This is a genomic window from Rhizobium sp. 21-4511-3d (assembly GCF_053522545.1).
Genome location: NZ_JBNWCF010000001.1, coordinates 661,500 through 688,230 on the forward strand (window position 1 = coordinate 661,500; position 26,731 = coordinate 688,230).

The 26,731-nt window shown below is 61.8% G+C and carries 31 protein-coding genes; 14 read left to right on the top strand and 17 right to left on the bottom strand.

What is annotated here, in order from left to right:
- Positions 1–68 precede the first annotated feature (68 nt).
- Positions 69–731, bottom strand: a complete 663-nt coding sequence (locus tag ACQZ5H_RS03480; RefSeq protein ID WP_449096743.1) for a hypothetical protein — start codon at positions 729–731, stop codon at positions 69–71.
- Between the two features lie 5 nt (positions 732–736).
- Positions 737–1,045 (bottom strand): DUF3572 domain-containing protein, encoded by a 309-nt coding sequence (locus ACQZ5H_RS03485; protein ID WP_112720455.1) that lies wholly within the window; start codon positions 1,043–1,045, stop codon positions 737–739.
- 135 nt (positions 1,046–1,180) lie between these two features.
- On the opposite strand from ACQZ5H_RS03485, the gene ACQZ5H_RS03490 reads away from it, so the two are divergent.
- Both ACQZ5H_RS03490 and ACQZ5H_RS03495 read left to right on the top strand, forming a co-directional pair.
- Positions 1,181–1,552 (top strand): response regulator, encoded by a 372-nt coding sequence (locus tag ACQZ5H_RS03490; RefSeq protein WP_413709289.1) that lies wholly within the window; start codon positions 1,181–1,183, stop codon positions 1,550–1,552.
- A gap of 18 nt (positions 1,553–1,570) precedes the next feature.
- Positions 1,571–2,944: a PleD family two-component system response regulator gene (locus tag ACQZ5H_RS03495; RefSeq protein ID WP_130282576.1), complete on the top strand. Its 1,374-nt coding sequence runs from the start codon at positions 1,571–1,573 to the stop codon at positions 2,942–2,944.
- A gap of 760 nt (positions 2,945–3,704) precedes the next feature.
- On the opposite strand, the gene rpmG is transcribed toward ACQZ5H_RS03495, so the two are convergent.
- The 5 genes from rpmG to topA form a co-directional block, all read right to left on the bottom strand.
- Positions 3,705–3,872, bottom strand: a complete 168-nt coding sequence (gene rpmG / locus ACQZ5H_RS03500) for a 50S ribosomal protein L33 (RefSeq protein WP_003587245.1) — start codon at positions 3,870–3,872, stop codon at positions 3,705–3,707.
- A gap of 93 nt (positions 3,873–3,965) precedes the next feature.
- On the bottom strand, positions 3,966–5,150 hold the full coding sequence (locus tag ACQZ5H_RS03505; protein ID WP_449096744.1) for an MFS transporter: 1,185 nt from the start codon (positions 5,148–5,150) through the stop codon (positions 3,966–3,968).
- 274 nt (positions 5,151–5,424) lie between these two features.
- Entirely contained in the window at positions 5,425–5,883 is a 459-nt protein-coding gene (locus ACQZ5H_RS03510; RefSeq protein WP_112720453.1) for a DUF983 domain-containing protein, read from the bottom strand.
- 20 nt (positions 5,884–5,903) lie between these two features.
- Positions 5,904–8,276 carry a ribonuclease R gene (rnr, locus tag ACQZ5H_RS03515; RefSeq protein ID WP_449096745.1) on the bottom strand — a complete coding sequence of 791 codons (2,373 nt, stop codon included), beginning with the start codon at positions 8,274–8,276 and terminating at the stop codon, positions 5,904–5,906.
- Between the two features lie 2 nt (positions 8,277–8,278).
- On the bottom strand, positions 8,279–10,975 hold the full coding sequence (topA, locus tag ACQZ5H_RS03520) for a type I DNA topoisomerase (protein ID WP_449096746.1): 2,697 nt from the start codon (positions 10,973–10,975) through the stop codon (positions 8,279–8,281).
- Between the two features lie 251 nt (positions 10,976–11,226).
- Between topA and ACQZ5H_RS03525 the strand changes: the two genes are divergently transcribed.
- Complete coding sequence (locus ACQZ5H_RS03525; RefSeq protein ID WP_112720450.1) at positions 11,227–11,406, top strand: hypothetical protein; 180 nt, start codon at positions 11,227–11,229, stop codon at positions 11,404–11,406.
- Between the two features lie 5 nt (positions 11,407–11,411).
- On the opposite strand, the gene dprA is transcribed toward ACQZ5H_RS03525, so the two are convergent.
- From dprA to ACQZ5H_RS03550, 5 genes are read right to left on the bottom strand one after another with little or no spacing between them, the layout of a single operon-like run.
- Complete coding sequence (gene dprA, locus ACQZ5H_RS03530) at positions 11,412–12,557, bottom strand: DNA-processing protein DprA (protein WP_449096747.1); 1,146 nt, start codon at positions 12,555–12,557, stop codon at positions 11,412–11,414.
- Position 12,558: 1 nt separating this feature from the next.
- Entirely contained in the window at positions 12,559–13,179 is a 621-nt protein-coding gene (plsY, locus tag ACQZ5H_RS03535) for a glycerol-3-phosphate 1-O-acyltransferase PlsY (protein ID WP_112720448.1), read from the bottom strand.
- Between the two features lie 46 nt (positions 13,180–13,225).
- Positions 13,226–13,441, bottom strand: a complete 216-nt coding sequence (locus ACQZ5H_RS03540) for a hypothetical protein (RefSeq protein ID WP_449096748.1) — start codon at positions 13,439–13,441, stop codon at positions 13,226–13,228.
- An 11-nt stretch (positions 13,442–13,452) separates the two neighbouring features.
- Positions 13,453–14,742 carry a dihydroorotase gene (locus ACQZ5H_RS03545; RefSeq protein WP_449096749.1) on the bottom strand — a complete coding sequence of 430 codons (1,290 nt, stop codon included), beginning with the start codon at positions 14,740–14,742 and terminating at the stop codon, positions 13,453–13,455.
- Complete coding sequence (locus ACQZ5H_RS03550) at positions 14,739–15,695, bottom strand: aspartate carbamoyltransferase catalytic subunit (RefSeq protein WP_199628724.1); 957 nt, start codon at positions 15,693–15,695, stop codon at positions 14,739–14,741. The genes ACQZ5H_RS03545 and ACQZ5H_RS03550 overlap by 4 nt, the downstream gene beginning before the upstream one ends.
- Before the next feature lie 178 nt (positions 15,696–15,873).
- Here ACQZ5H_RS03550 and ACQZ5H_RS03555 point away from each other — a divergent pair, with 178 nt between their 5' ends.
- The 5 genes from ACQZ5H_RS03555 to ACQZ5H_RS03575 all read left to right on the top strand — a co-directional run bounded on the left by ACQZ5H_RS03555 (position 15,874) and on the right by ACQZ5H_RS03575 (position 19,563).
- On the top strand, positions 15,874–17,523 hold the full coding sequence (locus tag ACQZ5H_RS03555; protein WP_112720444.1) for an acyl-CoA dehydrogenase family protein: 1,650 nt from the start codon (positions 15,874–15,876) through the stop codon (positions 17,521–17,523).
- 3 nt (positions 17,524–17,526) lie between these two features.
- Complete coding sequence (locus ACQZ5H_RS03560; RefSeq protein ID WP_449096750.1) at positions 17,527–18,144, top strand: GNAT family N-acetyltransferase; 618 nt, start codon at positions 17,527–17,529, stop codon at positions 18,142–18,144.
- A gap of 127 nt (positions 18,145–18,271) precedes the next feature.
- Entirely contained in the window at positions 18,272–18,925 is a 654-nt protein-coding gene (locus tag ACQZ5H_RS03565) for a TetR/AcrR family transcriptional regulator (RefSeq protein ID WP_199628721.1), read from the top strand.
- Between the two features lie 123 nt (positions 18,926–19,048).
- Positions 19,049–19,240, top strand: a complete 192-nt coding sequence (locus tag ACQZ5H_RS03570; protein ID WP_449096751.1) for a hypothetical protein — start codon at positions 19,049–19,051, stop codon at positions 19,238–19,240.
- Complete coding sequence (locus ACQZ5H_RS03575) at positions 19,237–19,563, top strand: DUF6105 family protein (RefSeq protein ID WP_112720441.1); 327 nt, start codon at positions 19,237–19,239, stop codon at positions 19,561–19,563. The genes ACQZ5H_RS03570 and ACQZ5H_RS03575 overlap by 4 nt, the downstream gene beginning before the upstream one ends.
- On the opposite strand, the gene ruvX is transcribed toward ACQZ5H_RS03575, so the two are convergent.
- Positions 19,506–19,994 (bottom strand): Holliday junction resolvase RuvX, encoded by a 489-nt coding sequence (ruvX, locus tag ACQZ5H_RS03580; protein WP_112720440.1) that lies wholly within the window; start codon positions 19,992–19,994, stop codon positions 19,506–19,508. The two genes, ACQZ5H_RS03575 and ruvX, sit on opposite strands and share 58 nt — an antisense overlap.
- 118 nt (positions 19,995–20,112) lie before the next feature.
- Here ruvX and ACQZ5H_RS03585 point away from each other — a divergent pair, with 118 nt between their 5' ends.
- The 4 genes from ACQZ5H_RS03585 (at position 20,113) to ACQZ5H_RS03600 (ending at position 23,164) form a co-directional block, all read left to right on the top strand.
- On the top strand, positions 20,113–20,817 hold the full coding sequence (locus ACQZ5H_RS03585) for a metal-dependent hydrolase (RefSeq protein ID WP_199628719.1): 705 nt from the start codon (positions 20,113–20,115) through the stop codon (positions 20,815–20,817).
- A 69-nt stretch (positions 20,818–20,886) separates the two neighbouring features.
- Positions 20,887–21,174, top strand: coding sequence for an Asp-tRNA(Asn)/Glu-tRNA(Gln) amidotransferase subunit GatC (gatC, locus tag ACQZ5H_RS03590; RefSeq protein ID WP_112389713.1), 288 nt, complete (start codon positions 20,887–20,889; stop codon positions 21,172–21,174).
- A gap of 54 nt (positions 21,175–21,228) precedes the next feature.
- Positions 21,229–22,710 carry an Asp-tRNA(Asn)/Glu-tRNA(Gln) amidotransferase subunit GatA gene (gatA, locus tag ACQZ5H_RS03595; RefSeq protein ID WP_130282551.1) on the top strand — a complete coding sequence of 494 codons (1,482 nt, stop codon included), beginning with the start codon at positions 21,229–21,231 and terminating at the stop codon, positions 22,708–22,710.
- A gap of 178 nt (positions 22,711–22,888) precedes the next feature.
- On the top strand, positions 22,889–23,164 hold the full coding sequence (locus tag ACQZ5H_RS03600) for a hypothetical protein (protein ID WP_112720437.1): 276 nt from the start codon (positions 22,889–22,891) through the stop codon (positions 23,162–23,164).
- 2 nt (positions 23,165–23,166) lie between these two features.
- Here ACQZ5H_RS03600 and ACQZ5H_RS03605 read toward each other — a convergent pair whose 3' ends face one another.
- The 3 genes from ACQZ5H_RS03605 to ACQZ5H_RS03615 form a co-directional block, all read right to left on the bottom strand.
- Positions 23,167–23,457, bottom strand: a complete 291-nt coding sequence (locus ACQZ5H_RS03605) for a type II toxin-antitoxin system RelE/ParE family toxin (RefSeq protein WP_112720436.1) — start codon at positions 23,455–23,457, stop codon at positions 23,167–23,169.
- Positions 23,447–23,632, bottom strand: a complete 186-nt coding sequence (locus ACQZ5H_RS03610) for a hypothetical protein (protein WP_130282545.1) — start codon at positions 23,630–23,632, stop codon at positions 23,447–23,449. The genes ACQZ5H_RS03605 and ACQZ5H_RS03610 overlap by 11 nt, the downstream gene beginning before the upstream one ends.
- 86 nt (positions 23,633–23,718) lie before the next feature.
- A complete protein-coding gene (locus tag ACQZ5H_RS03615; protein WP_130282543.1) occupies positions 23,719–23,976 on the bottom strand; it encodes a YjhX family toxin in 258 nt (85 codons plus the stop codon).
- A 290-nt stretch (positions 23,977–24,266) separates the two neighbouring features.
- On the opposite strand from ACQZ5H_RS03615, the gene ACQZ5H_RS03620 reads away from it, so the two are divergent.
- Positions 24,267–24,776 carry an N-acetyltransferase family protein gene (locus ACQZ5H_RS03620; RefSeq protein WP_449096752.1) on the top strand — a complete coding sequence of 170 codons (510 nt, stop codon included), beginning with the start codon at positions 24,267–24,269 and terminating at the stop codon, positions 24,774–24,776.
- On the opposite strand, the gene ACQZ5H_RS03625 is transcribed toward ACQZ5H_RS03620, so the two are convergent.
- The gene (locus ACQZ5H_RS03625; RefSeq protein ID WP_449096753.1) at positions 24,773–25,078 is read right to left on the bottom strand and encodes a DUF1294 domain-containing protein; all 306 of its coding nucleotides are present in this window, start codon (positions 25,076–25,078) and stop codon (positions 24,773–24,775) included. The genes ACQZ5H_RS03620 and ACQZ5H_RS03625 overlap by 4 nt on opposite strands.
- 135 nt (positions 25,079–25,213) lie before the next feature.
- Between ACQZ5H_RS03625 and gatB the strand changes: the two genes are divergently transcribed.
- A complete protein-coding gene (gatB, locus tag ACQZ5H_RS03630) occupies positions 25,214–26,719 on the top strand; it encodes an Asp-tRNA(Asn)/Glu-tRNA(Gln) amidotransferase subunit GatB (protein WP_449096754.1) in 1,506 nt (501 codons plus the stop codon).
- The last annotated feature ends 12 nt before the right edge of the window (positions 26,720–26,731 follow it).

Sequence of the window (26,731 nt, forward strand, 5' to 3'; positions counted from 1 at the left end):
AAGAGGAGCAGCCAGGCGTTGGATATCAGACGGCATTTTGAGGCCGTTTCATCGATGGGGGTAGACAGTCAGCCGCGGGCAGGGGCTGGCGGCAGCGACAGATGTTCGCCGATATGGGCGGCGGCTTCTTCCCATCCCGCAACCTTGGCAATGCCATCCATGGCGGAGGGCGCGAAGCGATGAATCTCCGATACCGGCATCAGATGCAGCAGCAGGCAGCGATCGACATGCTCGTGCACGGAATGCAGGTTGCGCACCATGTCGTCGATGAAGACGACGGGCAGGTCGCGGGCGCCATGCAGGGCCTTGACGATCGGCCCCTTCGGCTGCAGCGAGGCGAGCAGCGGATAGTCGAGTTCGAACCGGTCGAGCAGCCGGCGGCGCTGGTCGCGATAGACGGGCGGCATGGCAGTGAGCAGAACGATATCGGCTGTCGCAGACAGCACGGCAAGGCTCTCCCCCGCAAGCGCCAGCGGCGCCTGCCAGTCTTCCTGCCGCTCGAAAAAGGTCTCGATCAAGCGGCTGACTGTCACGTCATCGGCTGGCGCGCCATCCGCCGTCTCGATATTCCCATGCAGCTTGAAGGAGCGCGGCACCAGTCGGTAGCCCTCGCTGACCAGAAAGCGCTCGAACGGCACGATGAATTGCAACACGACGTCGTCGACATCGCAGACGATCAGCGGCCTGTCGCCGAGGCGTACATGGGATGTGTCGAGACCGTCGATCAGCATCGGTTTCAATACTGCCCGGAATCGAGGCCTGGCGACGAGAAGTGCTGCCAGGCAGCCGTCAGCGCTTCCGGCGGTGTCTCGGTGGCCTGGCAGAATGCCATGGCTGTCGGCTCGTGCTGCATGACGAAATCGAGCATGCCGGAGAGGAAGCCCGGATCGTTGATGGCGTTGCGCACCTGCACCGGCTCGACGCCTGTCAGCGCCAGGAATCGCGAGAACATGTCGGGTTCGTTGGCGAGCCAGCCAAGTACGGCAATCGCCGTTTCATGCGGATCTCTGGCGAGTTGTTTCGAAGTCTTGAAGTTGCTTTGCATTTCGCTGGGTAAGTTACCTTTTTTTCAACCAAATACCGGTAGCTTGCCGCTATCGGTTTCGTCGAGCCGCGCGTTCGCATGTCGCTTCACGTCAGGCGGACATTTGCAGGGACGGAACATAGGAACGAGCTTGCCATGCCCAAACAGGTGATGATTGTAGAAGATAACGAGCTCAACATGAAGCTCTTTCGCGACCTGATCGAGGCATCCGGATACTCGACGATCCAGACCCGAAATGGCATGGAAGCGCTTGATCTTGCTCGCAAACATCGTCCGGACCTGATCCTGATGGACATCCAGCTGCCGGAAGTTTCCGGGCTTGAGGTGACCAAGTGGCTGAAGGAAGACGACGAGCTGCACGTCATTCCCGTCATCGCCGTCACCGCCTTTGCGATGAAGGGCGATGAGGAGCGTATCCGCCAGGGCGGTTGCGAGGCCTATGTCTCAAAACCGATCTCCGTCCCGAAATTCATCGAAACGATCAAGACCTATCTCGGCGATGCCTAGCGCATCGGAAAGAAGCCTATGACTGCGCGCATTCTGGTTGTTGACGATATTCCGGCAAACGTGAAGCTGCTCGAAGCGCGGCTGGTCGCGGAGTATTTCGATGTCCTGACGGCTGCCGACGGCTATGAGGCGCTGGCGATCTGCGAGCGCAACCAGGTCGATATCATTCTTCTCGACGTGATGATGCCGGGCCTCAACGGTTTCGAGGTCTGCGAGCGGCTGAAGGCCAACCAGAAGACCTCGCATATTCCTGTCGTCATGGTCACCGCGCTCGATCAGCCGGCCGACCGCGTGCGCGGCCTGAAGGCGGGTGCCGACGACTTCCTGACCAAGCCGGTCAACGACCTGCAGCTGATCTCGCGGGTGAAGAGCCTGCTGCGCCTGAAGACGCTGAGCGATGAACTGCGCATCCGCGCCGAGACGGCGCAGACGATGGGTATCGACGATCTCTTGCGGACGGGTGAGGGGCGTGCCGAAGATGCAGGCCAGGTCCTGCTCGTCGATGGCCGCGCCAATTCCCAGGAACGCATCATCAGGACGCTGAAGCCGATCGCCGACATCACGGCAATCTCGGATCCGCAGGCGGCCCTTTTCGAAGCTGCGGAAAACGCCTTCGAACTCGTCATCGTCAATACCAACTTCGACGACTACGATCCGCTGCGCCTCTGCTCGCAGTTCCGTTCGCTGGAGCGCACGCGCTTCCTGCCGATCCTGATCGTCACCGATCAGGGCGATGACGAGATGGTCATCCGGGCGCTCGATCTCGGGGTCAACGATTATATCGTCCGCCCGCTGGATCCGAACGAGCTGGTCGCCCGCAGCCTGACGCAGATCCGCCGCAAGCGCTTTAACGACCGCCTGCGCGCCAGCGTCAAGCAGACGATTGAGCTCGCCGTCACCGATGCGCTGACCGGCCTCAACAATCGCCGCTATCTCGACAATCACCTGAACGTGCTGTTCAACCGCTCGATGGCGCGCGGCAAGCCGCTCTCGGTGCTGATCACCGATATCGACCGCTTCAAGCAGGTCAACGACACCTACGGTCACGATGCCGGCGACGAGGTGCTCAAGGAATTCGCCAACCGCATCCGCTCCACGGTGCGCGGCGCCGATCTCGCCTGCCGCTACGGCGGCGAGGAATTTGTCATCATCATGCCCGATACCTCGCCCGAGGTGGCTGCCGCCGTTGCCGAGCGCCTGCGTGCATCGGTCGAGACCAGCGGCTTCACGCTGAAGTCAACCGGCGAAGAGTTGAAAGTCACCGCGTCCTTCGGTATCGCCTCTCGTCTGTCGAGCGTACTGACGCCCGATCAGCTGATGAAGCAGGCCGATCTCGCGCTTTATGAAGCGAAGAATACTGGCCGCAACCGAGTCGTTGCTGCAGCGGCCTGACGCCGGAGCGCCTTTGCCGCGTAGGTTATCCTCAGTTTCCACTGGTGGCGGCGAAAGATTAACAAATTTTAATAATGCCGCCGCCAAAGCGCCGGGCGTTTTTCAACCAAATACCCCAAAAATGGAGAGGACGCCTGATCGTCCAATTTGAGGGTAATTTGTGCTCATTTTCACGAATAGAATCAATCTAAGTATCGCGTGTAAAGCATAGCTGCCGCAATTTATAGAGTTATCGTGGTATTACTATTCGGCGAGATGTAACGCGTTCGCCTGACGTAACGGAAGATCGCCATAATTGTACTGATGTATATTTATGGTTATATTCAATCGCGTTTTTCTTCATCAAGTAAAGAAACGTGATTCGTTGTTTTCGGGCCTGCCCCAAAATTGGACTTTTAACCATAGAAGCAAGCTAAGAAATCTAATCATTAAGAATTTGTTGATTTTCTTTCATTTTCGGGCAAATTATCGAGCCATAAGAAAAGCGCTCCCGGAACCGGGAGGCCGAGATACCCCATGATGCTCAGGTCCGCCGCATCTCCTGGGTCGTGGGGTCGGTCGGCTAGTTCGCAACCTTAAGCGGTTCCTCGTGCCGCGTTGCTTGCTGGCCGACCCCCTTTCGTAAAAACGCCGCCCTTGCCGATAGATCGGTAGGGCGGCGTTTTTGTTTGCGCTAACATTTCCCGCGATGAGAGACCTTAAAACGAAAAAGGCGCGCAGCCGTTGGGCGCGCGCCTTTTTAAAACCCAGGGATCAAGAATTACTTGATCTTGGTTTCCTTGAACTCGACATGCTTCTTAGCAATCGGGTCGTACTTGGTCTTCGTCATCTTGTCCGTCATCGTACGGCTGTTCTTCGTCGTGACGTAGAAGAAACCGGTGTCGGCCGTCGACAGCAGCTTGATCTTGATTGTGGTAGCCTTGGCCATGGTCGTCCTGCCTTTAATAAAATGAAAGCCGTGGCAAGCCGGATGGGCTCCACGGCAAATTCTGGCGCGAAACTACGAATCCCGCCCGAAAAGTCAACCCCGCTTTCTAATGAAAAGCAGTCTTATGCTTGAAAGCACCGCATATATCCCGAAGAAACCGGCAATTGCCCAGGCAAAACCGTTATTCCCGGCGACATCGATGGCCGCGCCGATAACCTGTGGACCGGCAACGGTGCCGACGGCGTAACAGAAGACAAAGGCGGCATTGGCAGCCGCTAGGTCCGAACCCGTCAGGCGCGAGCCCAGGTGGCTGAGACCAACCGTATAGAGACCGGCCACACAGCCGCCCCAGAAGAGCAGCACGCCCGCCATCATCGCCCAGCTATGGACGAGCAGGGGCAGCATCAGCGAGCCTATCAGGCCCATTGTGGCCATAGCCGCCAGCAGCGGCCGCTTGTCCTTCATGCGATCGGAAAGAAGCCCGACGGGGATCTGGAAGATGACGTTACCGATTCCCATCACGGTCAGCAGCAGGGCGGCCTGCGATTCGGTAAAGGCGGCGCGCGTCGCATAGATCGGGAAAAGCGCCAGGCCACCGGCCTCGACCGCGCCGAAGATGAAGACGGCAGCCGTCGCGCTTGGCACCAGGAAGACGTAGCGCATGAAATGCAGCTCCGGCTTCTCTTCGAGCACCGGGCTCTCGCTACGGGCGACGAAGATCGGGATGGCGGCAAGCAGGATGGCAACGGCGCCCACGGCAAAGGGCAAGACGCCGTCGCTGCCGAGGATCGAGAAGAGCAGGGGCCCGGCGGCAAAGCCGAGCGACAGCACAGTCGCGTAGATGCCGAGCACGAAGCCGCGTTTAGTCGGCGGCGATGCGGCATTGATCCAGAATTCCGACAGGATGAACAGCGTCGTCGTCGCGCCATGGAAGGCAAAGCGCAGCGGGAACCACATCCAGAATTCCTGGGCGTAGTAGAAGCCGATGGCGCTGAGCGCCGAGATCACCACCGCCCAGAGCATGGTGGAGGCGACGCCGTATTTATGGGCGAGCTTGGTGGTCACCGGCGCCGCAGCCATGGCGGCCACGCCGGCCATCGCCGTGTTGAGCCCGATAAGAGTGGAGGCAACGCCGCGCTTCTCGAGAATGATGGAGAGCAGCGGCAGTCCGAGTCCGATCGCTATGCCGACAGCAGAGATCGACGAGACGGCGGCAACCAGCGACGGCCAATGGATTTCTTCAACATCGCCCGGCGTGCCGTTTCTCGGCTGAGACATATATCCATCCTTGAATGACTGAAACGAATCGCCCGTCTCGTGCCACATAGAAGGGCACAGAGATGCCAAAACCAGGTGACGGGCAGAGCTTTACGGGAAGTCCGGCGCAGAATGCAATAGATCGAATAGTCGAACGTCAGATCGGTCAAGAAAACGCGCACCATTTTATTCGCCGGAGAACATATGCGCGCAGCAAAAGCCGCCCGCACAGTTCGTGAGCGTTGCCCAATACAAGCGAATTATGTCTGGACGGTGAAGGTCGCCGCGATGCCGCTTACGGCTGGTCGCGGCCGGGGATCTCGTAGACGTCGTGATCGTCGCTATGGCCGCCGAAACCATGCAGGCGCAGCGCCCATTGCAGGCCGATGACGCCGCCCTTGATCGGCTGGATGATCAGGAGGGCGGAAAGCAGCGTCACCGGCGCCCAGATGGCGAAGGTGAGCCACATCGGCAGCGGCCAGACGAGATCGGTCAGCATGTAGCCGCCGAGAACGACGTGGCCGATCACGAAGATCGTCAGATAGGGCGGCAGGTCGTCGGAGCGGTGATGATGCATCGCTTCGCCGCAGGCTGCGCAATTGTCGACCGGCTTCAGAAAGGCGCGGAACAGCTTGCCGCTGCCGCAATGCGGGCACTTGTTCAGCATGCCGCGCATGATGGAGCGGCCAAGCGGGCGTTCGGAAGCGTCGCTTCCGCCATATTGGATCGGCTGTTCCTGTGCAGGCGTCGTCATCGCTCTTTCCTCTGGCGTTTCTAGCGCCGGCCTCTCGGCGGTCTCGTGCCGACCTTCTTGCGGGCGGCCATGCGGTTGTCGCGGCGGCCGGCCTTGTGGAAGGAGCGCACTGCCGTCGGCATGGCGCGGCCTTCGCTGACCATCTCGAAGCGCAGCGCGCCTGCAAGCGGAATGGCTTCCGCAAGCTTCACCGTCACGCTGTCGCCAAGCCGGTATCCGAGCCCAGTCTTCTCACCCGACAGCGCCTGATGCGCCTCGTCATAGATGAAATAGTCCTGGCCCAGAGTAGATATAGGGATGAAGCCGTCTGCTCCATACTCCGGCAGGGCGACAAATAGTCCCGACTTCGTGACGCCGGAAACGCGGCCCTCGAATTCCTCGCCGACGCGGCCGGCAAGGTGATGGGCGATCAGGCGGTCGACGGTCTCGCGCTCGGCGGCCATGGCGCGTCGCTCGAAGGTCGAGATTTCGGCGGCGATATCGTCGAGAGAGGCTTCTTCCTCGGGCGTGATGCCGCCTTCGCCGAGCCCCAGCGACCCCACCAGCGCGCGATGCACGATCAGGTCGGCATAGCGGCGGATCGGCGAGGTGAAATGCGCGTATTTCATCAGGTTCAGACCGAAATGCCCGATATTCTCGGGGCTGTAGATCGCCTGGCTCTGCGAGCGCAGCACCATCTCGTTGACCATCGTCTGATGCGGCGTGCCGTCGGCCTTCGCCAAGATGCCGTTGAAATTGTTGGCGCGCATGTTGCCGCCCTTGGCAAGCGAGATGCCGAGCGTCGCCAGGAACTCGCGCAGGATTTCCTGCTTGGCCAGCGTCGGGCCGTCGTGCACGCGGTAGATCAGTACCTGCCGCTTCTTCTCCAGCGTCTCGGCAGCCGAGACGTTCGCCTGGATCATCATTTCTTCGATGAGCTTGTGCGCATCGAGGCGGGGCGGCACGACGACGCGATCGACGGTGCCGTCGCCCTTCAGCAGGATCTTGCGCTCGGGCATGTCGAGCTCAAGCGGCTGGCGCCGGTCGCGGCCGCGCGTCATCACGGCATAGGCGTTCCACAGCGGCTTCAGGATCGGCTCCAGCATCGGCCCGGTCTTGTCGTCGGGCTTGCCGTCGATCGCCGCCTGCGCCTGCTGGTAGGAGAGCTTTGCAGCACTCTTCATCATGATGCGGTGGAAGGTATGGCCGATCTTGCGGCCTTCCTTGGAAAACACCATGCGCACGGCCAGCGCCGGCCGGTCGACGCCTTCGCGCAGCGAGCAGAGGTCGTTGGAGATCCGCTCCGGCAGCATCGGCACGACGCGATCCGGGAAATAGACGGAGTTGCCGCGCTTCAGCGCTTCGCGATCCAGCTGCGATTTCGGCCGGACGTAATAGGAGACGTCGGCGATCGCCACGGTGACGATCACGCCGTCGGCATTGTCAGGCGAGGGGTCGGCTTCGGCGTAGACGGCGTCGTCATGGTCCTTGGCATCCGCCGGATCGATGGTGATCAGCGGCACGTCGCGCCAGTCCTCGCGATGCGACATCGAGGCGGGCTCGGCAGCCTCCGCCTCGTCGATGACAGCCTGCGGGAAGACATTCGGGATGCCATGGGCATGGATGGCGATCATCGAGATCGCCTTTTCGGAGCCGACCGAACCGACGACCGAGAGCACCTTGGCGCGCGGCAGGCCGAAACGGCCGAGCCTTGCGATTTCGACCTCGACCAGGTCGCCGTCCTTGGCGCCGCCGGTATAATCAGGGTCAATCACCATTTCCTCGCCGCGCCGTTCGATTGGCAGCAGGCGGCCGGCGCCACCGGGGGCGGTGCGGAACACGCCCATGCTGGCGCCGCGGCGCTTGTCGAGAACCTTGATGATGCGCGCCGTATAGGCCGGGCCGCCACGGTCGGCAGCCGGGAAGATCTTCGCAAGAACCCGGTCGCCCATGCCGGCAACGGGCGCCTTGCCCTTGCCCTGGCGTCCCGCAGGCGAGGTCTGGCGGATCGCGACGGCGGGCGCCACGCCCTGGTCGTCCGGCCATTCGGCCGGGCGGCCGATCAGTTCGCCGTCCTTGTCGCGGGTGGTGATGTCGAGCACGGTGACCGGGGGCAGGGCACCTGGCCGGATCAGCGACTTGCGGGTCTTCTGCAGCATGCCCTCTTGTTCGAGGTCGCGCAGCAGATGCTTGAGCTCGACGCGCGTATCGCCCTTCAGGCCGAATGCCTTGGCGATTTCGCGCTTCGAGGCCTTCTGCGGATGGTCGGCGATGAAGCGCAGGATGACCTCGCGCGACGGCATTGCGCCGGGCGTGATCTTCGCTTCTTCGGCGGCGGCATCGTTGCCCGCGCGGCCGATCTTGCCCGGACGCTTGCCCGTGCCCCTAGTCTTCTCGCGCGGTATCTTGCTCACACTCAGCTCTTTTTCGGTTTCGCCGGCGCCTTGGCCTTCGTCGTCTTGGCGGCAGCCTTCGGCTTTGCTGCGGCCTTGGGCTTCGCAGCAGCCTTCGGTTTGGCGGCGGTCTTGGTCGCCTTGCCTTCGGCGGCAGCGGTCTTCGCCTTGGCCTTGCCCTTCGCAGCCGGTGCCTTGCCAGCCTTGGCCGTGATCAGCTCAAGGGCTTCCTCGACGGTGATCGCCTGCGGATCCTTGCCCTTCGGCAGCGTCGCGTTGACCTTGCCCCAGTTGACGTAGGGACCATACTTGCCGTCGCGCACGGTAATCGGTCCGCCATCGGGGTGATCGCCGAGCTCCTTCAGTGCCGCCGGTGTGCCGCGTGTACGCCCGCCCGGCCCCTTGCTCGCCTTCTCGGCGATCACGGTGACAGCGCGGTTGAGACCGACCGAGAACACGTCCTCGACCGTCTCGAGGTTGGCGTAGCTGCCGTCATGCAGCAGGAACGGTCCGTAGCGGCCGATGCCGGAAGAGATCATCTTGCCGGTCTCGGGATGCTTGCCGATATCGCGCGGCAGCGAGATCAGCGCCATGGCCTTCTCGTAATCGATATCCTCAGGCTTCCAGCCCTTCGGCAGAGAGGAGCGCTTGGCATCCTTGCCGTCGCCACGCTGGATGTAGGGTCCGAAACGGCCGGAGCGCAGCGTCAGCTCTTCGCCCGTCGTCGGATCGGTGCCGAGGTTCTTCGGCTCGTTCAGCGCCGTGCCTTCACCCTCGCCATTGTTCTCCGAGGAGAGCTGGCGGGTGTAGTTGCACTCCGGATAATTCGAGCAGCCGACAAAGGCGCCGTACTTGCCGAGCTTCAGCGACAGGTTGCCGGTGCCGCAAACCTGGCAGATGCGCGGATCGCTGCCGTCCTCGCGCTTCGGGAATACCAGCGGCGCCAGCGATTCATTCAGCGAGTCCAGCACGTTGGTAACGCGCAGTTCCTTGGTGTCTTCGATCTGCGAGAAGAAGTCCTGCCAGAAATCGCGCAGAACCTGCTTCCAGTTCAGTTCGCCCGCCGAGATCCGGTCGAGCTTCTCTTCGAGATCGGCGGTGAAGTCGTATTCGACATACTTGGTGAAGAAGCTTTCGAGGAAAGCGGTCACCAGCCGGCCCTTGGAATGCGGGATCAGTTTGCGCTTGTCGATCGTCACATATTCGCGGTCGCGAAGGGTGGCGAGCGTCGCTGCATAGGTGGACGGGCGGCCGATGCCGAGCTCTTCCATCTTCTTGATCAGCGAGGCTTCGGAATAGCGTGGCGGCGGCTCGGTGAAATGCTGCGTCGAGTTGATCTTCTGCTTCGCGAGGTTTTCGCGGGCATTGATCTCCGGCAGGCGGCCATCTTCGTCGTCGTTGTCGTCGCTCTGTTCGCCGTCTTCCTTCTGGTCGGTATAGGCAGCGATGAAGCCGTCGAAACGGATGACGGAGCCGACAGCGCGCAGACCGGCCGTTTGGCCCTTGTTCTCGGCGGTGATCTCGGCGGTCGTACGCTCGATTTCGGCCGACGCCATCTGGCTGGCGATGCCGCGCTTCCAGATCAGGTCGTAGAGCCGGATCTGATCGGCATCCAGATACTTGCGCACCTGATCCGGCGAGCGGTTGAAGTCGGTCGGGCGGATTGCTTCGTGGGCTTCCTGGGCGTTCTTCGCCTTGGTGGAATAGAAGCGGGCCTTGTCGGGAACGTAGCGGCCGCCGAACTGGTCGAGGATCGCGGCGCGTGCCGCATCGATCGCCTCGGGCGCCATCTGTACGCCGTCGGTACGCATATAGGTAATGAGACCGACGGTCTCGCCGCCGATATCGACACCTTCATAGAGCTTCTGCGCCACCTGCATGGTGCGCGATGCCGAGAAGCCGAGCTTCGAGGATGCGGCCTGCTGCAGGGTCGAGGTTGTGAAAGGTGGTGACGGGTTGCGCTTGACGGGCTTCGCTTCGACGCTGTCGACGACATAGGAGGCGCCGTCGAGCAGGGCCTTCAGCCTGCCGGCTTCTTCGCCGTTGCCGATCGAGCGGGCCTGCAGGCGCTTGCCGTCGGCAGCGACCAGCCTGGCTTCGAATTCGTCGCCGCGCGGCGTCTTCAGGAGCGCTGAGATGTTCCAGTATTCTTCCGAGATGAAGCGTTCGATCTCGGATTCACGGTCGCAGACGAGGCGCAGCGCAACCGACTGCACGCGGCCGGCCGAACGGGCGCCCGGCAGCTTGCGCCACAGCACCGGCGACAGGTTGAAGCCGACGAGATAGTCGAGAGCGCGGCGCGCCAGATAGGCGTCGACCAGCGGCACGTCGATATCGCGCGGTTCGGCCATCGCATCGAGCACGGCCTTCTTGGTGATGGCGTTGAAGACTACGCGCTTGACGGTCTTGCCGCCCAGCACCTTCTTCTTGTTGAGCATGTCGAGGACATGCCAGGAGATCGCTTCGCCTTCGCGATCAGGGTCGGTCGCCAGAAACAGGCCGTCGGAGGATTTCACCGCATCGGCAATATCCTTCATGCGCTTGGCCGAGGCCCCATCGACCTCCCACAGCATCTCGAAATCCTGATCGGGCAGAACCGATCCGTCCTTTGCAGGCAGGTCGCGGACGTGACCGAAGGAGGCGAGCACCTTGTATCCGGAGCCCAGATACTTGTTGATCGTCTTTGCCTTCGCAGGCGATTCTACCACGACTACATTCATGATGATTCTCTAAAAACTACCGCGCCCGGCGGGAGGATGAGCGCAATACTTGCCGCTTGCAGATTGCCGGTTCTCCGACATGGACAGGGAAATCGCTTCGGTCAAGGGGTTTGCTTCAATTTTACGCTTTGCAACGCGATACAACCTTAGGGGGATTATAAACGTATTGCAATTTAAGATAATTGCGTTATCGTTTTTGAAGTGTGGTCAAGGCCCCTCCCAAGCAGCCGTCCGTCATTCAGAGACTGTCCATGTCGCCCAAGGGTTTCAACAAGAGAACCGACAGATCGGCTTCGCGCGAAAACATCGCCTTCATCCGGCAGATGCTGGCGGAGTTGCGTCAGGTTGCCGAGAAAGAGGACGCCAGCATGCTCTGCTATCTGATCGAGATGGCCTATGTTGAGGCGGGCGAACTTCACAACCGCATGTAGTGCACTCAGTCTCCCATCGCAAGGGAGACCATGCCGCCGGGATGCCGGTGCAGCCGTGCGGCAATATCCAGCTCCAATAAAACGAGATAGACCGAAGGTGCCGGAAGGCCGGTATGCCGGATGATGTCGTCGACCTCGACAGGCGTCGGCCCGAGCGCATCGGCAATCCGCGCACGATCGGAATCGTCAGGAGGCGTGAGATCGTTGCCGTTGCCCGCAGGCTCCTCGGCAACCGGTGCCGAAAACAGGTCGAGCTGCGAGAGCGGCGCCAGCGCCTCGATGACGTCCTCGGGCGAGGTGATGATCATCGCCCCATCCTTCAGCAGTCCGTTGGTGCCCTGGCAGCGCGGATCGAGCGGCGAGCCGGGAACGGCAAAGACCAGCCGTCCGAATTCGGCGGCAAGGCGTGCGGTGATCAGCGATCCCGAGCGCGTGGCCGCCTCGACGACGGCAACGCCGAGCGACATGCCGGCGATCAGCCGGTTGCGGCGCGGGAAATCACGGGCGCGGGGTTCCCAGCCGAACGGCATTTCGCTGATCGCCAGTCCGCGCCCTTCGCAGATTTCCTCCAGCAGCGGCACGTTCTCGGGCGGGTAGGGTTGATCGAGGCCGCCTGCGAGCGCGGCGACGGTGCCGGTATCGAGGCTGGCGCGATGGGCGGCCGTATCGATGCCGCGCGCCAGGCCGGAGACCACGGCATATCCGGCCCGTCCGCAATCCCTGGCGATCATCGCCGCAAACTTCGCACCGCTGATCGAGGCATTGCGGGAGCCGACGACGCCGACGGCCGGGCGATGGAGAACGGAAACGTCGCCCTTGACGGCAATCAGCGGCGGTGCGCCGTCGATCTGGCGCAGGGCCTGGGGGTAATCGGGTTCGCCGATGCCGATGAACCGGGCGCCGAAGCGGCGGGCGATCTCCAGTTCGCGATGGGCTTCGTGTTCGGTTGCAATTTTGATGGCGCGCGTTGCGCCGCCGCGGGCCGAGAGCTCGGGGAGGGCGGCCAGTGCCGCCTCGGCAGATCCGAAATGATTGATGAGATCGCGGAAGGTGGCAGGGCCGACATTGTCGGAGCGGATGAGACGCAGCCAGGCGATCCGTTGCCGGTCTGAAAGCGCAATTCCCTTTGGCCTTGCGCTTTCGGCGCTCATCTTATCCCTTCGCCCCGATCTTGCTTTCCGTCCCGCTTAGGAGCCGGGAGATGTTGGCCTTGTGCTTGTAATAGGAGATGACCGACATGATCGCCATGACGGCTGCAACCTTTTCGGCTCCAAATATCCACAATGCAACCGGAATGACAAGCATCGCCGTCAGCGCCGCCAGCGACGAGTAACGGAAGATGAAGGCGACCGCGAGCCAGATGGCCGCGAAGACGAGGACGAAAAGCGGCGCGATGCCGAGCAGCGTGCCGATATAGGTAGCGACGCCCTTGCCGCCCTTGAAGCCGAGCCAGACCGGGAAGAGGTGGCCGAGGAAGGCAAAAAGACCGGCAATCGCGCCGGCTTCCGGGCCCGCCACATAGGCCATGATCCAGGCGGCAACCGTTGCCTTCAGCGCATCGAGCAGCAGCGTTGCGGCCGCAAGCTTCTTGTTGCCGGTGCGCAGCACGTTGGTGGCGCCGATATTGCCGGAGCCGATATTCCGGACATCACCGAGACCGGCGGCCCGCGTCAGGATCAGGCCGAAGGGGATCGAGCCGAGCAGGTAGCCGACGACGGCTGCCACAAGCGCCATCGGCAAGGCGATCTGCCAGTTGGTGAGTTCCGAAATCATGCCCCTCTACCTTTTCCTTCGCAGCATTGTCCCGATGCCGCTTGCCTTAGCCGTTTTCGATCATCCAGATTTCAGCCCCGCCGAGCAGGGTGGCGATCAGCGTGCAGAGCGCCACGAACGCCGTGCCGAGCACGACAGTCGAGGAGTAGCGCCGCGACGCCTGCTTCTTCGAAAGCACGGGGAAGGCGTTCTTGTGTGCCTCCGCCATGTCCTTGTCGAGATTGCGCTGCTGGAAATGCCTTTCGGTTTCGTTCTGATTCATGCGCGGCCTCCTCAGTCCAGCGAATGTACCTTCGTTCCACCCACGTACGTCGCAACCGCCCGGCCCGAGAAACGGGCGTCCTCGAAAGGCGTGTTCTTCGAGCGCGACAGAAGCATGCCCTTGGCGACAAGCCAAGGCTCTTCGAGATCGATCAGCGCGATGTCGGCCTTGGCGCCGGGCTTCAGCGTTCCGGCATCGAGGCCGAAGATCTGCGCCGGACGGGTCGACATCGCATCGATCAGCCGCATCAGGCTGACGTGACCGCTGTGATGCAGCCGAAGGGCTGCGGCAAGCAGGGTCTCGAGGCCGACCGCGCCATCGGCCGCTTCGCCGAAGGGCAGGCGCTTCGTGTCGACATCCTGCGGATCGTGCGAGGAAACGATGATGTCGATCTCGCCCTTGGCCAGCGCCTCGACCATCGCCACGCGATCGTCTTCGGTGCGCAGCGGCGGGTAGAGCTTGAAGAAGGTGCGGTACTCGCCGATGTCGTTTTCGTTGAGCGCCAGATTGTTGATCGAGATGCCGCAGGTGACCTTGGCGCCGCGGCTCTTGGCAAGCTTGATCGCGTCGACCGATTCCGGCACCGAGATCATTGCCGCGTGATAGTTGCCGCGCGTCAGCTGCGCGACGCGCAGATCACGCTCCAGCGGGATAAGTTCGGCTTCTTTCGGAATGCCGCCGAGACCGAGCCAGCTGGCAAACAGCCCTTCGTTCATGACGCCGGTGGCGCCGAGATATTTGTCGCGGGTCTCGCAGGAAATGACGGCGCCGAATTCGCGCGCATAGGTCATCACCCGGCGCAGCACCTGCGTGTCGTGGATGCTCGAACGGCCATCGGTAAAGGCAACCGCGCCGGCTTCCATCAGCAGGCCGATCTCGGTCATTTCCTCGCCGGCCAGATGCTTGGTGATCGCCGCTGCCGGATAGACATTGACGAGCGCCTTGTCCTTGGCGGTCTTCTTGACGAATTCGACGAGCGCGATGTCGTCGATCACGGGATCGGTATCCGGCATCATGATGATCGAGGTGACGCCGCCCGCTGCCGCAGCACGGCTGGCCGACGCGATGGTCTCGCGGTGCTCGGCACCGGGTTCGCCGATATGCACGCGGGCGTCGACGAGGCCGGGGACCGCGACGAGGCCGTTGCAATCGCGCACTTCGGCACCATCAGGCACGCCCTGGTTCTGCGCATCCTTGCCCGATGCGACGATCACGCCGTCCTTGACAATGATAGTGCCGGTTTCATCGAGATTGCGCGAGGGATCGATGATGCGGACGTTCTTGAGGACGAGGTTGCTCATGCGCCCACTCCTTCAGTGCGTGGTCCCTGGTTCTGGGAAACAAGCAGGGTCTCCATCACCGCCATGCGCACAGCAACGCCCATTTCGACCTGCTCGGCGATCACGCTCTGCGGGCCATCGGCCACTTCGGATGCGATTTCGACGCCGCGGTTCATCGGTCCCGGATGCATGACGAGCGCATCTTCCTTCGCCGCCTTCAGCGTTTCGGCATCGAGGCCGTAGAAGTGATAATATTCACGCACCGACGGCACGAAGGCGCCGGACATGCGCTCGCGCTGCAGGCGCAGCATCATCACGACATCGGCGTCCTTCAGCCCTTCCTTCATCGAATGGAAGACCTCGACGCCCATGTCGGCGATCCCGGCAGGCAACAGCGTCGCAGGAGCGACGACGCGGACCCGGGCGCCCATGGCGTTCAAAAGCAGGATGTTGGAGCGCGCGACGCGCGAATGCAGCACGTCACCGCAGATCGCCACGATGATGCGCGAGAGCTTGCCTTTGGCGCGGCGGATCGTCAGCGCGTCGAGCAGCGCCTGCGTCGGATGTTCATGCTGTCCGTCGCCGGCATTGACGACCGAGCAGGAGACCTTTTGTGCGAGGAGGGCGGCCGCACCGGCGCTCGAATGGCGGATGACCAGCACATCGGGGCGCATCGCATTCAGCGTCATCGCCGTATCGATCAGCGTCTCGCCCTTCTTTACCGAAGAGTTGCCGACCGACATGTTCATGACGTCGGCGCCGAGCCGTTTTCCGGCGAGTTCGAAGGATGCCTGCGTACGCGTCGATGCTTCGAAGAAGAGGTTGATCTGTGTCAGCCCTCTGAGCGTCGACGTCTTCTTTTCTCTCTGACGGCTGATCTTGACGGCCTCGTCGGCCTTGTCGAGGAGATAGGTAATATCCTGCTCGGTGAGACCCTTGATGCCGATGAGGTGGCGGTGGGGAAAAAAGACCATGGACCTGCCTCTTGCTATACCGGTGGGGTCTATAATGAGTGCTGCCCGCCGCCGCAAGCTTGCGCTGTGGGCAAAGGCTTATGTCCCCATGCAATTTTGCCGCAAATCCGCTAGAGCTGAGGTTGAAATCGTCAAGTTCCGGTTTCCCTTTGTCTGGCTCATGCAATAGAAGCGACTCATGACTCCCGCTGAAGAAAAACTCGCCGAGCTGAACCAGCCAAGCCTCTGGTCAGGTATCAATGCCTACCGCTCCGATCCGCTGATCGTCGACCTGACGGCAGGGTTGCCGCGCGGCACGCGTGAAGACCTGGAAAACATGGGTCGCTACGTCACCTCTCCGGAGGCGCAGGAGCTGGCGCGCATGGCAAACCAGGGTACGCCGCAGCTGCGCACCCACGGCCCGCGCGGCGAGCGCCTCGATGTCGTCGAGTTCCATCCGGCCTGGCACGCGCTGATGCGCCGCTCGATGTCCGTCGGCCTGCATTCATCGGTCTGGGATCCGCAGGCCGATGCCGATGCCAAGGACCAGTCGCACAAGATCCGCGCCGCCCGTTTCTATCTGACGGCGCAGCTCGAATCCGGACATCTTTGCCCGCTGACGATGACGAGCGCCTCGGTCGCCGCTCTCTCGGCATCGCCCGCCGTCCAGAAGGACTGGGCGCCGAAGATCCTGTCGCGCAAATACGATTCGTCGAACAAGCCGGCCATGCAAAAGACTGCCGTGACGATCGGCATGGGCATGACGGAAAAGCAGGGCGGCACCGACGTCCGCTCCAACAAGAGCACCGCCGAAAAGGTCAGCGAAGGCATCTATCGTCTCTCGGGTCACAAGTGGTTCATGTCGGCGCCGATGAGCGACGCTTTCATCATGCTGGCGCAGACGAAGGAGGGAATGGGCTGCTTCCTCGTTCCGCGCCTGCTTGAAGACGGTTCCGCCAACGGCCTGCAGTTCCAGCGCCTGAAGGACAAGATCGGCAACCGTTCGAATGCCTCCTCGGAAGTCGAGTTCAACGATACCTTCGGCTTCCTGCTCGGTGGTCCAGATGCCGGCATCCGCACCATCCTCGACATGGTGACGCTGACGCGGCTCGATTGCGCGCTTGCTTCTTCGGGCATCATGCGCGCGTCGCTCGCCGAAGCCGTTCATCACACCCGCGGCCGCAGCGTCTTCGGCAAGATGCTCGTCCATCAGCCGATCATGACCCGCGTGCTTGCCGACATGGCGCTCGACGTCGCTGCTGCAACAGCGCTGTCGTTCCGGCTTGCCGATGCCTTCGACAAGGCCCGCAACAATGCCGAAGAGGCGGCCTACGCCCGCGTCATGACGCCGGTTGCCAAATACTGGTGCTGCAAGATCGCGCCGGCGCTGATCTATGAGGCGATGGAGTGCATCGGCGGCAGCGGCTACATCGAGGAACGCCCGATCGCCCGTCATTATAGAGAGGCCCCGGTCAATGCGATCTGGGAAGGCTCCGGCAACGTGATGGCGCTCGATCTGCTGCGAGTTCTCTCACGCGGCAAGGATCTGTTCGAAACGGTCTTTGCCGGTCTCGCCCGCGATCTCGGCCCTGCCGGCAAGAAGACCATCGACGTGCTGCGCGCCGCCATGGCGCTTTGCGAGCGCGACGAGGGCGCTGCCCGCCTGCTGATCGAACAGCTGGCGCTCGCTGCCGGCGCCGCCGAGCTCTACCGCCTCGGAGCCGGACGCATCGCCGATGCCTTCATCGAAACCCGTCTCGCCGGCGGCTGGCGCGCCACCTACGGCATGCTCGATGCCCGTTTCGATGCCAGCTACATCGTCGATCTTCTCTACCCGCCGGCCAGCTGACGCATGAGCGAAATCCGCAAGGCCCGTCTTGGCGATCTCGACCAGATCTACGCCATCTCGCTACTGACAGGCGATGCCGGCAAGGATGCCACCCGTCTTTACAAAGACGGCCAGCTGATCGGCCACATCTACTCGGCGCCTTACATCGTGCTGAGCCCGGACACCTCGTTCGTCGTCGAGGATGAGGAAGGCGTCGCCGGCTATATCGTCGGCCCCCATGATACGGCGGATTTCGAAGCCAGGCTCGAGCGCGAATGGTGGCCGGCCCTGCGCACCCGCTATGAGGCGCCGCAAGGTGATCCCGCGGCATGGAACGCCGACCAGCGCCGCATCCACACGATCCACCATCCCGAAGCCGCTTTCGCGCCTCGGGTCGCAGCCTTTCCCGCCCATATCCACATGAACCTGCTGCCGCGCCTGCAGGGGCAGGGGCTCGGCACAAAGCTTCTCGATCTCTGGATATCGACAGCGCGCGAGGCCGGAGTGAAGGGCGTTTATCTCGGCGCCAATGCCGAGAATGTCAGTGGTCAACGCTTCTGGGCTTCCCGCGGCTTCGAACGCCTGGCGCCGCCGCTGGTGGCACCCGCGGACCGCTCCGTCTGGTTCGGCCAGTATCTCTAGGTGTCTCCACAAGGAGACATCTGTGGAACGCGCCGTCTATCCACAAGCTTTCAAGGGCTTGAACGTTGCCGGGCCGGAAGGCCGTTGTTACTCACCTTGTAGTGACAAGAACGGAATCGGCCTCGATATGCTGAACGACACCATGGTTTTGGCGCCTGTCGCCCCCGGCGAGCCGGAAAAGCGCATCCGCGACCGCAGCGCCACCGAAAAGGCGATCCTGAATGCCGCCAAGGCGCTGCTCGCCGAGGAAGGCTTCCAGAATTTCGGCATCAATGCGGTGGCCCGCCGCGCCGGTTGCGACAAACAGCTGATCTATCGCTATTACGGCGGCCTCAACGGTCTGGTCGAGGCGATCGGCGCCGATCTCGGCACCTGGGTCAAGGACCGTATCCCGGAAGATACCGGTGGCATGTTCCTCCTGACCTACGGCGACCTGATGGAGCGGCTGTCACTGCTCTTCCTCGAGGCGCTGCGCGACGATCCGCTGATGCGCCGCATCGTCGCCTGGGAAGTCTCGGAAAATACCGAGCAGGTGAGGCGGCTCTCCGAGGCGCGCTCCAAGGCGCTCTCCGTCTGGCTGGATCGCATGCGCGGCTCGCTGACGCCGCCGAAGGGCGTCGATACCGCTGCCGTCAACGCGATTCTCTTCGCCGCCATCCAGCATCTGGTGCTCTCGGCCGCCGCCGGCGGCCAATGCGCCGGGCTGCCGCTGAAGAATGCCAAGGACTGGGAGAAGGCGGCGCTCGCCGTCAAGCGCATCGTCCGCGGCGTCTACGGCTGATCGCTCGTCCGGTCATCCACAGGCCCCGCCCGGCCGTTAACCTTAACAATTGGTTTACGTTGCACCGTCGGCGTTAAGGCGACAGGGTACCGGCAGTTAAATTCTTAGCTGTCAGGACCCATGATGGGAACCAGAGCCGCCAAAGCTGCGTTGCTTGTCGCCGCGATGATGTTTTTCGCGGTGCTCGCCCTCGATATCACCGTCCCGGCGGTCGTCCTGAGCGTCATGGCATTATCGACCTGGGTTGTCGGTCTCGAAAGTCCGGCCGCCTGGCGTTCTAGAAACACCTGGCGTCACCAAGGGGAGGCCGCATGAAGTGGTTCCTGATCTTCTGGTTGGGCCCGATCGTTTTCCTGAGCGGCTGGTACTGGCTTTCCTATTACGACATCAATTTCGGCATCTTCATGCTGAGCCGCCAGGTCCATGACCTGACATTTGAGGTCTATGGCAAGATCCTCGGCGTTCCGCCGGAAACCATCCCGCCGCTCGTTGCCCGCGCCATCGCCGTCGACAGCCTCGTCGTCATCGCCATCATCGCCTTCCGCCGCCGCAAGAAGATCGCGGCCTGGTGGGCAGCGCGTCAGTCGTCGAAATCGGCAGATCTCGAAAGCGCCGACAGCCTGTCCAGAGCGCCCTGAAGAATGAAGCTCGCCGCAGCGGAATCGATCCGCTCGGCCCGCTTTGCGCGCGACACATCCATCTCAAGCAAGGCCCGTTCGGCCGCCACCGTCGACAGCCGCTCGTCCCAATAGACGAAGGGCAGGGCGGTCTTCTGCTCCATGTTGCGCACGAAGGCGCGCGTCGCCTGAACGCGGGGACCGGCAGAGCCGTCCATATTCATCGGCAGTCCGATCACGAAACCCGCGACCTTTTCCTTCTCCGCGAAAGCCAGCAGCGCCTCGGCATCGAGTGTGAATTTTTCGCGCCTCAGCACCGGCCGGGGCGTGGCGAAGCGGCGGCCGAGATCGGACATCGCAAGGCCGATCGTCTTGGTACCGAGATCGAGGCCCGCGATCGCCTGTCCGGGCTGCAGGGCGGCAGCCATCTCCTCGATCGTCATCACTGTCATCGGCGTTTCATCCCGTCAAAACAAATTGAAGCCTGCGGCGCTTTTCTTTGCGGCCATATCGGCTATGTCCATAACAAGCGAAATCCGCTTTTGCATCTGATAATAAGGGACCCATTTCATGAAGATCACCTGGCTCGGTCATTCCGCCTTCCGCATCGAAACCGGCAAGGCAACCATCCTCCTTGACCCCTTCCTGACCTATAACTCTTCCTTCGAGGGACAGGACATCAAGGATGTGTCGGCGGGCGTCACCCATATTCTCCTCACCCACGGCCATGGCGACCATGTCGGCGACACCATTGCACTTGCCAAGGAGACGGGCGCCACCGTTCTCGCCAATGCCGATCTTGCTTCCTGGCTCGCCGCCAAGGGCGTCTCGAAGATCGAGATGGGCAATACCGGCGGCACGATCTCGCTCGGCAGCTTCTCGGCGACCTTCACCAATGCGCTGCATTCCTCCGCACAGGTCACCGAAGACGGCATCGCCCATGCACTCGGCAATGCCAACGGCCTGATGCTGCATTTCGACGACGAAGCCTCGATCCTCGCCATGGGCGACACCGACATCTTCTCCGACATGGCGCTGATCAACGAGCTGCACCAGCCCGATATCGGCCTCGTTCCCGTCGGTGACCGCTTCACCATGGGCGGTGCTGTGGCGGCTCTCGCCTGCCAGCGCTACTTCAACTTCAAGACCGCGATCCCCTGCCATTACGGCACCTTCCCGATCATCGACCAGACCGCCGACAAGTTCGTCTCCGGCATGGAAGGTTCGAAGACCGAAGTGAAGGCAATCAAGCCTTCCGAGAGCGTCTCGATCTAACGAAAGCCCGTTGCACAAGGCGGACATGGCCTTTATAGCGAGTGGGAAATTTCCCTTTCGGAGTATGCCATGTCCGTCGATCTTGCCACCGTTAAGCGCGTCGCGCGCCTTGCCCGTATTGCTGTCTCCGAAGACGAGGCAAATCGCATGGTGGGTGAGCTCAATGGCATTCTCGGCTTCGTCGAACAGCTTTCCGAAGTCAATGTCGAAGGCGTCGAGGCCATGACCTCGGTCACGCCGATGGCGATGAAGAAGCGGACCGATCAGGTGACCGACGGCAACAAGGCCGACGACGTTGTCGCCAACGCCCCCGTCACCGACCACAATTTCTTCCTGGTGCCGAAAGTCGTCGAATAAGCGCTGCCGCTTTTTCCGACACCCGTTACCAACAGAGATATCCGAGTAGAGACCATGAGCGAACTCACCAGCCTGACCATTGCCGAAGCCCGCGAGAAGCTGCGCGCCAGAGAGATCACCGCGACCGAACTGACCGAAGCCTATATCTCGGCGATCGACGCGGCCAATGGCCAGCTGAACGCCTATATCAAGACCACCCCCGATCTCGCCCGCGTCATGGCCAAGAAGTCGGATGAGCGTATCGCTGCCGGCAAGGCTGGCGATCTCGAAGGCATTCCGCTCGGCATCAAGGATCTGTTCGCCACCGTAGGCGTCCACACCCAGGCCTGCAGCCACATCCTCGACGGCTTCGAGCCGCGCTACGAATCGACCGTCACCCAGAACCTCTGGGACGATGGCGCCGTCATGCTCGGCAAGCTGAACATGGACGAATTCGCCATGGGCTCGTCGAACGAGACCTCGCATTACGGCGCGGTCATCAACCCCTGGCGCGCGTCCGGCTCCAACCAGCAGCTCGTTCCGGGTGGCTCTTCCGGTGGTTCGGCCGCTGCCGTTGCGGCCCATCTCTGTGCCGGCGCCACCGCGACCGATACCGGCGGCTCGATCCGCCAGCCCGCAGCCTTCACCGGCACCGTCGGCATCAAGCCGACCTATGGCCGCTGCTCGCGCTGGGGCACCGTCGCCTTCGCATCCTCGCTCGACCAGGCGGGCCCGATCGCCCGCGACGTGCGCGACGCCGCAATTCTCCTGAAGTCGATGGCATCAGTCGATGCCAAGGACACGACTTCGGTCGATCTGCCCGTTCCGGATTATGAAGCCGCACTCGGCAAGTCGCTGAAGGGCATGAAGATCGGTATCCCGAACGAATACCGCGTCGACGGCATGCCGGAGGAGATCGAAACCCTCTGGCAGCAGGGCATCGCCTGGCTGAAGGATGCTGGCGCTGAGATCGTCAACATCTCGCTGCCGCACACGAAATACGCCCTTCCGGCCTATTACATTGTCGCCCCCGCGGAGGCCTCCTCGAACCTTGCCCGCTACGACGGCGTCCGCTACGGGTTGCGCGTCGACGGCAAGGACATTGCCGACATGTACGAGAAGACCCGCGCCGCGGGCTTCGGCAAGGAAGTCAAGCGCCGCATCATGATCGGCACCTACGTTCTGTCGGCCGGTTACTACGACGCTTACTACATCAAGGCCCAGAAGGTCCGCACGCTGATCAAGCGCGACTTCGAAATTGCCTTCGATGCCGGTGTCGATGCCATCCTGACGCCCGCCACCCCGTCCTCGGCCTTCGGCGTCGCTGACGAAAATCTGGCTGCCGATCCTGTTGCCATGTACCTGAACGACATCTTCACGGTGACCGTCAACATGGCCGGTCTCCCGGGCATAGCCGTTCCTGCCGGTCTCGACCACAAAGGCCTGCCCCTCGGTCTCCAGTTGATCGGCAAGCCCTTCGACGAGGAAACCCTCTTCAAGACCGCGCATGTCATCGAACAGGCGGCCGGCAAGTTCTCGCCTGCCAAGTGGTGGTAAGCGGACTGACAATTCGGAAAATGACACTCGCCGACCACATCGTGGTCGACGAAGTCAATTCTACTGCCGGAGTGTCGAGGGAGAGGTGGAGTTTTGCGATGCCGGCGCGAGCCTCGGAATAGACCTTGAAAAGGTGAACCTCGAAATGCATCTGGAATTGGCAACGCTGGGAGGTGCAATGTCCAAAACTGATCTTGAAAATCTGATAGCGTCCCTCGACAGCCTCGCGGCCGCCGGTTTCGTCATGGGCGCGGAATGGACCGCCGTTCACAATATCTGCCAGGCGCACGAAGGGCAGCGCCCCTTCGACTGGGGCCACGCCCTTTGCCACCGCATCGAAGGCGACGACTGGAACGCCGATTATTGGTACCGCCGCGCTGGACGCTCTCGTGGAGCTGGGACGCTCGCTGAGGAATGGGCGGCGATGAAGGCTGAGCTATCCAGCCGTGCATGACTTCAATCCTGCTGCGGCGGATAAAGCTTGCGTTGGTGGACGATGGTCAGGATATCGAGATCGACGGCGGAGATGATGCGATAGACGATCGTATAGGGCAGTCCGGAAATCGCGAATTCTCGCGTGCCGTTGATGCTGCCCTCCCGGCCGAGCAGAGGGAAATTCTCGAATATCTCGATGACTTGCCGGATGCGCGAGAGAATCCTATCGGCGGCACTCGGGTCGAATTCCCTGATATAGCTATGAATTTCGCTGAGGTCGGCGATGGCCTGTGGCGTGAAACTAACGTTCAAACCCGAAACGCTCCCAGACCTTTTTTGCCGGGACCATTGAGGAGCGATCATCCGCCTGCTTCAGTGCGGCTCGGATCTTCTTTTCCTTCCATGCATCATAGCCCGCGTCGGCAGCCGCAGTGGGCTGCACTTCGGTCAGGTCTTCGACAGGGATGGTGTCTCGCAGATCGCTCATAACACTAAGATAGCGCGAAGAAGGTTTTGCGCCAACCCTGTCGATTTAGAGGTGGGCCAGCTCATCAGCGAGCTGACCCACAATCGTCACCTGTTATCCTGCTCCGCCCGCACCAGCACCAACCCCCGCTCGGTGATCCGGTAGGGCTTGCCGCCCTGTGAGCGGATCGCCCGTTTCTGCTTGAGCTTGCGGAAGGTGAGGATGTCGAGGCCGGAGAAGACCCAGCCTTCTCTCGTGAAGAGTTGCAGCTTCTCGATCGTGCGGTTTTCGCCGCGGGTGAGTTCGATCCTGCCGCCCTGGGCGAGCAGGTGCAGGATGCGCTGTTCGGCGCGTGAAATGTCCATTGTTGTGTTGATCCGGTCGCAGCGCTCGAAAGCGCAAAAAAAACGATCCGTCGCTCAAGGCGAACGGCGGGGCTTCGTTTTTTTCTGGCCCATGCGCGCAAAGAGATTTGCGGGCAGGGCCCTTAGCGGGTCTCAGACGAATTCAACATAAGGTTTGCCTAACCCACGCACAGGTTGCCGTCAAGCGCGCCGGATTCGCCACGGGCCTGCAAAAACGGTGCGCAAGCTGCGCAAACCGATGGAAAAGCTGGCGATTCGGTGTTCTACTTTGATCATTGAACGGGGGTTCCATGATCCACATTCGCAATGCCCGCGAGGGCGAGGCGGACCTTTTGAGTGAGATCGGCCTCAGAGCCTGGCAAAAGGCGATGGCGGCCATGGGCGAGACGGACGCGCTGCTCGATGCCGCGCGCAGCGCCTTTTCGAACTTCACCCATAACAGCTGGCTGACGATCACCGTTGCCGAGCTCAACGGCCAGATTGTCGGCTGGGGCGCGCGGGAAAAATTCGACGAGACGATCTCGGATTTCTGGATCGACCCTTCCTTCACCCGTCAGGGCGTCGGTGCCGCGCTGCTTTCGCAGATCGAGACGGATATCGCCGATCAGGGCTTTTCCAGCGTCGGCATGCAGACGCATTCGGGGAACAACGAGGCGATCAACTTCTTCCAGAAGCATGGCTATTCCATCCACTGGCTGTCGATCGTCTATAATCCGAAGCTCGACCGTGACGTGCCATCCGTCGGCCTGACCAAGCCGCTGGAGACGGCTGGCGACGGCACTTATGGGCCGGATTTCTAGACGAGCCCCAATCGGCGTGCGGTGAGAAACGCAACAGCGCCGCCAAGCATCACCACATGCAGCACCGCGATTCCCATGAGAAGCGTGCGGAACGGCTCCTTCTGCGTCTTGTGACGCAGCAGACGCTGTGCGGTGATGGCGCCCGGGCTGCCGGCGAATAATGCAAGCATCAGCAAGGTCCGCTCGCTGACGCGCCGATGTCCCAGCCGCGCGGCGCGCTTGTCGATGAAATAGGTTGCGAAGACGAAGAGATTGTAGCCGAGAAGCAGGGCGGCGAGCTGAAGCAGATGGGAGGCGATCATAGATCCATGCTAGCGCGCCGCTGTTAACAGCCCGAAAACGGGAGCCGATAGCGCAAGCGCGCCGAAAGCCTTGCACCCGCAAGCCATTTCCTTTACCTCACCAGATGAAAAGAACAGCCTTCCAAAGAGCATCAAATGACCCTTGTCGACGTTCGCACGCCTGATCCGAAACGCTTCATTCCCGGCGCCACTGGCGATTGGGAAGTCATCATCGGCATGGAAGTCCATGCGCAGGTGCTGTCGAATTCGAAGCTGTTCTCCGGCGCTTCGACCGAATTCGGCAAGCCGCAGAATTCCAACGTCTCGCTCGTCGATGCGGCCATGCCCGGCATGCTGCCCGTCATCAACGAGGAATGCGTCAAGCAGGCGGTGCGCACCGGTCTCGGGTTGAAGGCGCAGATCAACAAGCGCTCGCTCTTCGACCGCAAGAACTATTTCTATCCCGACCTGCCGCAGGGCTATCAGATCTCGCAGTTCAAGGATCCGATCGTCGGTGAGGGCCAGATCGTCATCTCGCTCGGTCCGGACCGTCAGGGCCAGTTCGAGGATATCGAGATCGGCATCGAGCGCCTGCACCTGGAACAGGACGCCGGCAAGTCGCTGCACGACCAGCATGCGACCATGTCCTATGTCGACCTGAACCGTTCGGGCGTCGCCCTGATGGAAATCGTCTCGAAGCCAGACATGCGCTCGTCCGACGAGGCCAAGGCCTACATGACGAAGCTGCGCTCGATCGTCCGCTACCTCGGCACCTGCGATGGCAACATGGACGAGGGGTCGATGCGCGCCGACGTCAACGTATCCGTGCGCCGCCCCGGCGAAGGCTTCGGCACGCGCTGCGAAATCAAGAACGTCAACTCGATCCGCTTCATCGGCCAGGCGATCGAATACGAGGCACGCCGCCAGATCGGCATTCTCGAAGACGGCGGTTCGATCGATCAGGAAACCCGCCTGTTCGATCCCAATAAGGGCGAGACGCGCTCCATGCGCTCCAAGGAAGATGCGCATGACTATCGCTACTTCCCCGATCCGGACCTGCTGCCGCTCGAATTCGACGACGCCTTCATCAAGGCGCTAGAAGCCGATCTGCCTGAACTCCCGGATGACAAGAAAGAGCGCTTCGTGCGCGAGCTCGGCCTGTCGATCTACGACGCCTCGGTTCTCGTTTCGGAAAAGGCGATTGCCGATTACTTCGAAGCCGTCGCAGACGGCCGCGATGGCAAGATGGCCGCCAACTGGGTCATCAACGACCTGCTCGGCGCCTTGAACAAACTCGGCAAAGACATTGAATCGACTCCGGTTTCCCCGGCCCAGCTCGGTGGCATCATCGACCTGATCAAGGCCGAGACCATCTCCGGCAAGATCGCCAAGGACGTCTTCGAGATCATTCTCAACGAAGGCGGCGACCCGGCCGAGATCGTCGAAAGCCGCGGCATGAAGCAGGTGACCGACACCGGCGCCATTGAAAAGGCTGTCGACGAGATCATCGCCGCCAACCCGGATCAGGTCGCCAAGGTTCTGGCAAAGCCGACACTGGCCGGCTGGTTCGTCGGTCAGGTCATGAAGGCAACCGGCGGCAAGGCCAATCCGCAGGCCGTCCAGGCGCTGGTCAAGGCCAAGCTCGGCATCGTCGAGGAATAACCTCGGCAGGCG